This is a genomic window from Streptomyces flavofungini, from assembly GCF_041028215.1.
In the GTDB taxonomy this organism is placed as follows: Bacteria; Actinomycetota; Actinomycetes; order Streptomycetales; family Streptomycetaceae; genus Streptomyces; species Streptomyces flavofungini_B.
Map to the genome: position 1 here is coordinate 1 of NZ_JASKYR010000341.1, position 7,567 is coordinate 7,567.

A 7,567-nucleotide genomic window follows, 5' to 3' on the forward strand; every position below is an offset into this window, starting at 1 on the left:
CCCCGCAGGGCCCCGTCCCGGGCTCCGCGAAGGTCGCCGAGCTGTACGCGCACAGCCCGGCCGCGCAGTTCCGGGTGGGCGCGGGCGGCGTGAACCTCCCCGCCGCGCGCCGCACCGAGCACTTCTCCGACAGCCAGGTGACGTCCGCCCTGACCACCGCCAAGGACTATCTGGTCGAGTCCTCCCTGGACCCCGACACCCTCACCGGCGGCTCCCCGCGCTCCGTGCGGCTGCTGCTCGACCCGGACCAGTACGACCAGTTCGACCGGAGCTTCGCCCACCCCGCCGCCGACGGGCGGCACGCGCCCACCGGCTGGCTGGTGCGGTTCGACCCCAAGGAGACCGCCCTCGCCGACCAGCGGGTCCGGGTCCAGGGGACGCTGCGGGTCGCCGAGACGGACAAGGCGACGCTTGAGGTGTCCACCGACCACACCTTCGTGTACGCGGTGCGGAAGGCGTCCGCGAGGGCGTCCGGTGCGGCGGCCTCGCTGTTCACCGTCCGGCGCGAGCTGCACTTCCGCTTCGACCGGGACGACCTGCGCATGCACCAGGCCGAGCTCGTGGTCTCCGCCACCCAGGCCGGGCCGCTGAACTGCGCCGCCGACTCGGTGCGCCGGCTGCGGCCGCTGCTCGCGGGGGAGCACGCGAGGGCGGACGGCCCCGCGGGCACCGACCCGTACGCCACGGGCCGCGCCCCCGCGCTCTGCGGCACGCTGGCGGGCGCCGCCCAGCCTTCGCTCTGAAACGCTTCGTGACGCTAGGTGACGTTCGATACGGGCTACGGCTTGGGGGGCTCCGAGCCGCCCTCGCCCGGACCCGAGCCGCCGTTCTGGCCGCCGGTGAACTTGCCGCGCAGCTTGCCGCCGAGGTCGCCCGCGCCGCCCGCGAGATCACTGACCAGCTTCATCAGCGGGTCCTTGCTGTTGCGCACGTCGTCCGCGTACGCCGAGGCCGACTGCCGGAAGGAGTCGGAGACGGAGGTGTCCCCGTCCTCGTCCCTGCGGGGGTAGTGCCCGTCCATGATCCGCTGGTAGTCGCGGGACTCGGCCCACTTCTTCAGCTCGGCGGCCCGCACGGCGGCGAAGGGGTGCGTACGCGGCAGTACGTTCAGGATCTTCAGCACGGAGTCGCGCAGGTCGCCCCCGGCCTCGTACTCCTCGGCCTGCTCCAGGAACGCGTCCACGTTCATCTCGTGCAGGTGGTTGCCGCCCGCCAGCTTCATCAGGCCGCGCATGGAGCACCGCAGGTCCTGGCCGACGAGGAGCCCGGCGCGGTCCGCGGAGAGCTCCGACTTGCGGAACCACTCGCGCAGCGCGGTCACGATCGCCATGATCGCGACATTGCCGAGCGGAATCCACGCGACCTTCAGCGCGAGGTTGGTCAGGAACAGCAGGATCGTGCGGTAGACGGCGTGCCCGGACAGCGCGTGGCCCACCTCGTGGCCGACGACCGCCCGCATCTCCTCCTCGTCGAGCAGCTCGACGAGGCCCGTCGTCACGACGATGATCGGCTCGTCGAGACCGATGCACATCGCGTTGGGGTTCGGGTCCTGGTTCACGTACATCGGCGGGACCTTCTCCAGGTCCAGGATGTAGCAGGCGTCCCGCAGCATCGTGTTCAGGTGCGCGAACTGCGCGTCCGAGACGCGGACAGAGTCCGAAAGGAAGAGCAGCCGCAGGCTGCGCTCGGGCAGCAGGCCGCTGAGCGCCTTGAAGACCGTGTCGAAGCCGCTGAGCTTGCGCAGGGCCACCAGGGCCGAGCGGTCCGCCGGGTGTTCGTAGGCGCGCGACGAGATGCCGGGGAAGCGCCTGCGCTGCCGGCTCGGCACGTTCTCGTGGCCCTCGCCGCCGCCGTGGTGATTGCCGTCGGTCATGCCGATTCCCCCATGTGTCGTCCTCCGATGCCCCCGAGGTGGGCACCAGCCTAGGCGGAGATACCGTGACAGGGCAGCACACAGAAGGAGTCATCCGTCATGGCCATGAATCCCATGGAGCACAACACCGGGGCCGACTGGCTCGTGGAGGCGGCCAGGGCCGCGGGCGATCAGGGGCCCGGCAATCTGCTGCGGATCGTCCTGATCGTCATGGTCGTGGGCTGCGCGCTCGCGGGCTGGTTCCTGCTGCGCGGGTACCGCAGGGACGCCGACGAGGACCGCAACGGCTGAGTCGGCGTGAGCCGGAGCGGGGCGCACGCTTACGATGGCCCGGAAGTCCTTATGTCCATCCCTCCCCCGGATAGGTCCTGCCTGAGATGAGCCTCCACGCCAACGCCGCCCAGCTGGTCACTCTCGCCTCCGAGGGCGGCGAGCACGGCGGCGAGCACGCAAGCCTGAGCCCCCTCGTGACCGGCGGCGGCGCGTTCCTCGCCCTGCTGCTGCTCCTGTGGATCACCACGCGCTTCAACCGGGACCGCTGAGCCGCCCCGCTCGGGACTCCGGGACGGGACCGTCCGAACAGGGCCCGTCCGCCGGGCCGGTAGGGTCTGCACGCATGGGAGAGCAGGACATGCCTACCGGTCCGGAGACCGGTCCGGTGAGCAACGGCAAGCGCCGCCTGGGCGTCATGGGCGGCACCTTCGACCCGATCCACCACGGACACCTGGTGGCGGCCAGTGAGGTCGCCGCGCAGTTCCACCTCGACGAGGTGGTCTTCGTGCCGACCGGGCAGCCGTGGCAGAAGAGCGACAAGCAGGTGTCACCGGCCGAGGACCGCTATCTGATGACGGTCATCGCGACCGCCGAGAACCCGCAGTTCTCGGTGAGCCGCATCGACATCGACCGCGGCGGCAAGACCTACACCACGGACACGCTGCGCGACCTGCGGGCCCTCAACCCCGACACGGACCTCTTCTTCATCACGGGCGCGGACGCGCTCGGCCAGATCCTCACCTGGCGGGACACGGACGAGCTGTTCTCCCTCGCGCATTTCATCGGGGTCACCCGGCCCGGCCACACGCTGACCGACCCCGGCCTGCCCAAGGGCGGTGTCTCCCTCGTGGAGGTGCCCGCCCTCGCCATCTCGTCCACCGACTGCCGCGCGCGGGTCCAGAAGGGCGACCCCGTCTGGTACCTGGTGCCCGACGGCGTGGTGCGTTATATCGACAAGCGCGAGCTGTACCGCGGCGAATGAGCCGAGAGGGGCACCGGTGAACGACCGACAGTACGACCCTTATGCGGGCAGCGACCCGTATGCGGGCGAGTACTCGGGTGAGTACGCGGGCGAGTACGCGGCCGACCAGTACCAGGTCGTCGGGTACGACGAGTACGGGCGGCCGGTGTATCAGCAGGTGTCTCAGCAAGTGCCGCAGCAGGTGTCTCAGCAGCAGGCTCAGCAATACCAGCAGGCGCACCAGTACCAGCAGTCCCAGGGGTACCAGCAGCAGCCCCAGGGGCATCAGGAGCCCCAGGCGTACCAGCAGTCTCAGGGATATCAGCAGTCCCCGGGATATCAGGAGTCCCAGGGGTACGGGTACGACCCGTACGGGGGTCAGCAGCCGGGCTACGACACCCCCTGGGTGCCTCAGCAGCAGCGGACCGAGGCTGTCCCGGAGACCGAGCCCGCGGCCGGGTCCGGGGCCGCACCTACCCCGGCGTCGGCGTCCGCGCCGCGCGCGCCGGAGCGCGAGGCCGGGCCCGAGCCGGTCCCCGCGCCCCGCGACGCGCAGCCGGACTACAAGACCGAGCAGTTCTCGTTCATCGAGGAGCCCGACGAGGACTCCGAGGACGTCATCGACTGGCTGAAGTTCACCGAGAGCCGGACCGAGCGGCGTGAGGAGGCCAAGCGGCGCGGGCGCTCCCGCGTCGTCGCGCTCGTCGTGGTCCTCGCCCTGGTGATCGCGGGCGGCGTCGGCTATCTGTGGTTCGCGGGCAAGCTGCCCGGCCAGTCGGACGACGGGGGCGGCGCCGCGGCGGCGGGCGGCCCGCAGAAGCGCGACGTGGTCGTCGTCCATCTGCACAACACCAAGGGCGGCGGCACCTCGACCGCGCTCCTGGTCAACAACGCCACCACCGGTCAGGGCGCGACCGTACTGATCCCCAACACCCTCGCCGTCTCGGACGACAACGGCTCCGCCACCACGCTCGGCAAGTCCGTCGACGACGACGGCTCGACCGGCACCCGGGACTCGATCGACACGGCCCTCGGCACCGAGGTCGAGGGCACCTGGCGGCTCGACACGCCCTACCTCCAGAACCTCGTCGAACTCGTCGGCAACATCGACGTCGACACCGACACCGACGTACCCGACCCCAAGGCCAAGAAGGGCGAGGCCCCGCTGGTCAAGAAGGGCGAGCAGCAGACCCTCAGCGGCCCGATGGCCGTCGCCTACGCCACGTACCGCGCCTCCGGCGAGTCCGCGACCGCGCAGCTCGACCGCTTCGGCCAGGTCATGCAGGGCGTCCTGCGCAAGCTCTCCTCCGACCCGCAGGCGGCCACCACCACCGTCGAGTCGCTGGCGCAGATCCTCGACCCCTCGCTCAACGAGAAGGACCTCGGCGCCTTCCTCGCCGAGCTCGCCGACCGGGCGAAGGGCGGCGACTACAAGACCACGCTCCTCCCGGTGCGGCAGGACGGCACGCTGACCGAGGACGCCGCCGACAGCGTGGTCAAGGAGGTGCTCGGCGGCGCGGCGAAGAGCCCGGAGAAGGGCGCGGCCGTGCGCGTCAACGTCAAGAACGCCTCCGGGAGCAAGGGCGCGGCCCAGGAGGCCCGCGTCACCCTGGTCAACGGCGGCTACGCCTTCGTCGACGGCGGCACGGGCTCCGCGGCCCAGCCCACCTCACAGGTCACCTACGCGGGCGCGGCGAAGAAGTCGCAGGCCACCGAGGTCGCCAAGACCCTCGGCCTGCCGTCGAGCGCGGTCCGCGAGGGCAAGACGGCGGCGAACGCCGATGTCTCGGTGGTGCTCGGCCAGGACTACGACGCGGGGTGAGGACCGCCCGGCGCGACCGCGCCGGGGCAGCCGCCGAGCGGGGCCGGCGGAGCCGTGACGTAATCGTCTGGGGCTCCGTCGGCGGTCCGTGAGACCCTTGAGGTGTCTTGACCATCTGAAGGAAAGCTCACCAGTGACCGCCACGGACCGCTCCATCGAGCTCATCAACGTCGCCGCCCAGGCGGCTGCCGACAAGCTCGCGCACGACATCATCGCGTACGACGTCAGCGACGTGCTGTCGATCACGGACGCCTTCCTGCTCGCCTCCGCGCCCAACGACCGCCAGGTCAAGTCGATCGTCGACGAGATCGAGGAGCAGCTCAACAAGCGGCTCGGCGCCAAGCCGGTCCGCCGCGAGGGCGACCGCGACGCCCGCTGGATCCTCCTCGACTACGTGGACATCGTGGTGCACGTCCAGCACAGCGAGGAGCGTGTCTTCTACGCCCTCGAGCGCCTGTGGAAGGACTGCCCCGAGATCGCGCTGCCCGAGGACGCCGCGGCGACCCGCGGCAAGGCCGCCGCCCACGCCGAGCAGCGCGCCGCCGAGGAGGCGGATCTGGACGGAGAGCTCCGGTGAGCAACCGCGGCTGCCGGATCATCCTGTGGCGGCACGGCCAGACGTCCTGGAACCTGGAGCGCCGCTTCCAGGGCACCACGGACATCGATCTGACCGAGACCGGCACGGCCCAGGCCAAGCGCGCCGCCCGGCTGCTCGCCTCGCTGCGGCCGGACGCCATCGTCGCCTCCGACCTCAAGCGGGCGGCGGCCACGGCGAGCGAGCTCGCGGCCGTCACCGGCCTCCCCGTCATCCACGAGGAGGGCCTGCGCGAGACGTACGCGGGCGAGTGGCAGGGCCTGACGCACGACGAGATCATCGCCCGCTTCGGCGACCAGTACGCCGCGTGGAAGCGCGGCGAGTCGGTGCGCCGCGGCGGCGGTGAGCTGGAGACCGAGGTCGCCGACCGAGCGGCCCCGATCGTCCTGCGCCATGCCGAGAAGCTGCCGGACAACGGCACCCTGGTCGTCGTCAGCCACGGCGGCACCATCCGCACCACCATCGGTCGCCTCCTCGGTCTGGAGTCCCACCACTGGGAGGGGCTCGGGGGTCTGTCCAACTGCTGCTGGTCGGTCCTCGGCCAGGGAGCGCGCGGCTGGCGCCTCCTTGAGCACAACGCGGGCACGCTGCCGGAACCGGTGCTCGGCGACGACGACTGACCAAGCCCTCCGGGCGCCGACCCCCGGATTTCACATTCGGGCAGGTCGCAGGCTAAAGTTCTTCTTGTTCGCCCCGCAGAGCGGGAAGAACGCAAGGGGCTATAGCTCAGTTGGTAGAGCGCCTGCATGGCATGCAGGAGGTCAGGAGTTCAATTCTCCTTAGCTCCACAGTCCCGAAGATCCCGTCCCCGTCCGGGGACGGGATCTTCGCGTTCGGCGTCCTTCTGTGCCCGCAGTCTGCGCGCGCGCAGTTCCATGGTCTGGCGCCTGCTCGCCTCGTCGTCCGGGGTGTAGGTGACGATCCGGCACTCCGGCATGCCGTTGATGCTCAGCGAGACCGACGTCATGCGCAGCTCACCTATCGCCTTGTGCCGGAACGTCTTGACCCGGTTCCCCGGCGGTATCACGTTCCCGCTGGCCCACAGCTCGGCGAAGTACGGGCTCGCGGCGGAGAGGCGGCGGACGAAGCCCTCCCACTCGGGCTCGCCCACATGCCGGCCGTACGCGCCGCGCAGCGTCGCCACCATCACCGGCAGCTCCGAGTCGCGGAAGACCAGCGGGCACGCCGCCTCGGGAATGGTGAACAGCGACCACAGCACGTTCGGGACGCCCGCCCCGTCCTCCCGCGGGAGCGAGAAGAGGTCCCGGTAGGCGGGGTTCGTGGCGAGGATGTCGTACCGCGCGTTGTAGACCACCGCGGGGAGCGGGTCCATCGCGTCGATGATGCCCTGGACCTCCGGTCCCACCGCGGCCACCGCGGACTCCGCGTCCGGTTCGTACGGCACCTCGGCCAGGTGGTACAGGTGCTCGCGCTCCGGGCGGTCCAGCCGCAGGGTGCGCGCCACGGCGTCCAGGACCTGCGGCGAGGCGTTGATCGGGCGTCCCTGCTCCAGCCAGGTGTACCAGGTGACGCCGACCCCGGAGAGCTGCGCGACCTCCTCGCGCCGCAGCCCCGGCGTCCGGCGGCGCAGACCGGGCGGCATGCCGACGTCGGCCGGGGTCACCCGGGCCCTGCGCCCGCGCAGGAAGGCGGCCAGCTCGGGGCGCCGCCGCTGGGGCCTCCGCGGCTGTCCGGGCGCCTGCCCCGGCGGTCGCTGCGGTGCTCGCCCCGGCGGTTGCCTCAGCGGTTGCTCCGGCGCCTGCCCCGGCGGTTGCTCCGGCGCTTGCCTCAGCGGTTGCTCCGGCGCCAGCCCCAGCGGTTGCTGCGGTCCTCGCCGTCGTGGTTGTTCCGGTGCCCACCCCTGCACAGTCGTCATCGTCGTCACGTCCCCCATCGTCCGTGCCCGTCCCGGCCGCTGCCAGGTGCTGTCAGTACCAGCATCAGCGGGCTCTCGTAACCCGTACCGGGCCGCCCGCACGCTCGACGGCATGACGACGACCACCCCGCCCGCCGCTGCGGGCCCAACCCCCGGTCCGACAACTA

Annotated in this window: 9 protein-coding genes and 1 tRNA gene; 8 read left to right on the forward strand and 2 right to left on the reverse strand. The window is 71.4% G+C overall.

Annotated features, from left to right (window positions below):
* Positions 1–743, forward strand: a 743-nt coding sequence (locus AB8Z36_RS22705; RefSeq protein WP_369215200.1) for an SCO2583 family membrane protein, incomplete at its 5' end; no start/stop codon positions are given.
* A 35-nt stretch (positions 744–778) separates the two neighbouring features.
* Here the strand turns inward: AB8Z36_RS22705 and AB8Z36_RS22710 are convergent.
* On the reverse strand, positions 779–1,873 hold the full coding sequence (locus tag AB8Z36_RS22710; RefSeq protein ID WP_369215201.1) for a M48 family metallopeptidase: 1,095 nt from the start codon (positions 1,871–1,873) through the stop codon (positions 779–781).
* 99 nt (positions 1,874–1,972) lie between these two features.
* Here AB8Z36_RS22710 and AB8Z36_RS22715 point away from each other — a divergent pair, with 99 nt between their 5' ends.
* From AB8Z36_RS22715 to AB8Z36_RS22745, 7 genes are all read left to right on the forward strand, one after another.
* The gene (locus AB8Z36_RS22715; protein ID WP_369215208.1) at positions 1,973–2,164 is read left to right on the forward strand and encodes a hypothetical protein; all 192 of its coding nucleotides are present in this window, start codon (positions 1,973–1,975) and stop codon (positions 2,162–2,164) included.
* Positions 2,165–2,250: 86 nt separating this feature from the next.
* Positions 2,251–2,415, forward strand: coding sequence for a hypothetical protein (locus AB8Z36_RS22720; protein WP_369215202.1), 165 nt, complete (start codon positions 2,251–2,253; stop codon positions 2,413–2,415).
* A 74-nt stretch (positions 2,416–2,489) separates the two neighbouring features.
* Positions 2,490–3,128: a nicotinate-nucleotide adenylyltransferase gene (gene nadD / locus AB8Z36_RS22725; RefSeq protein ID WP_369215203.1), complete on the forward strand. Its 639-nt coding sequence runs from the start codon at positions 2,490–2,492 to the stop codon at positions 3,126–3,128.
* A 16-nt stretch (positions 3,129–3,144) separates the two neighbouring features.
* Positions 3,145–4,929, forward strand: coding sequence for an LCP family protein (locus AB8Z36_RS22730; protein WP_369215204.1), 1,785 nt, complete (start codon positions 3,145–3,147; stop codon positions 4,927–4,929).
* A 133-nt stretch (positions 4,930–5,062) separates the two neighbouring features.
* Positions 5,063–5,506 (forward strand): ribosome silencing factor, encoded by a 444-nt coding sequence (rsfS, locus tag AB8Z36_RS22735; RefSeq protein WP_369215205.1) that lies wholly within the window; start codon positions 5,063–5,065, stop codon positions 5,504–5,506.
* Complete coding sequence (locus AB8Z36_RS22740; RefSeq protein WP_369215206.1) at positions 5,503–6,144, forward strand: histidine phosphatase family protein; 642 nt, start codon at positions 5,503–5,505, stop codon at positions 6,142–6,144. Before rsfS ends, AB8Z36_RS22740 begins: the two co-directional genes overlap by 4 nt.
* Before the next feature lie 95 nt (positions 6,145–6,239).
* Positions 6,240–6,312, forward strand: a tRNA-Ala gene (locus AB8Z36_RS22745).
* Here AB8Z36_RS22745 and AB8Z36_RS22750 read toward each other — a convergent pair.
* Positions 6,294–7,148 (reverse strand): helix-turn-helix transcriptional regulator, encoded by an 855-nt coding sequence (locus AB8Z36_RS22750; protein WP_440581973.1) that lies wholly within the window; start codon positions 7,146–7,148, stop codon positions 6,294–6,296. The two genes, AB8Z36_RS22745 and AB8Z36_RS22750, sit on opposite strands and share 19 nt — an antisense overlap.
* Positions 7,149–7,567: the final 419 nt, after the last annotated feature.